The sequence below is a fragment of the Hungatella sp. SL.1.14 genome (assembly GCF_024460495.1).
In the GTDB taxonomy this organism is placed as follows: Bacteria; Bacillota; Clostridia; order Lachnospirales; family Lachnospiraceae; genus Hungatella; species Hungatella hathewayi.
Genome location: NZ_JANFYJ010000174.1, coordinates 1 through 386 on the forward strand (window position 1 = coordinate 1; position 386 = coordinate 386).

Annotated in this window: 1 protein-coding gene; it reads right to left on the bottom strand. The window is 50.8% G+C overall.

The window, feature by feature from the left end:
• Positions 1 to 386, bottom strand: a 386-nt coding sequence (locus NE473_RS30545) for a hypothetical protein (RefSeq protein ID WP_256265590.1), incomplete at both ends; no start/stop codon positions are given.

Sequence of the window (386 nt, forward strand, 5' to 3'; positions counted from 1 at the left end):
CGCACTTACGGCTTCGGTTTCCTTGTAATTCGGATTCGTCGCCTTTACGTATACGGTATGTGTTCCTGCTTCCGTAAAGGTCGGGGCCGTCTCACTGTATTCTGTTCCGTTGGTTGAATACAGCAGCGTAGATCCTTCCTTCTCCGCAGACGCACTTATCAGCCCATACGCCTTTCCATCATACTCTACAGTCTGGCCTTCTGCCGTCACACGGTTTCCTGCAGCAAGGTTCACGATCAGGTCTTCTTCCGTATAACGAATCTCATAGTTGCTCTTATAATCCTTTGCCTTCTCGTCTGCTGCATCAGTTCCGGCCGCCACCACACGGTACGAAGACACGGTATTCGCTGTCCTTCCTGCCTCTGTTATGCTTCCGCTTACATAGA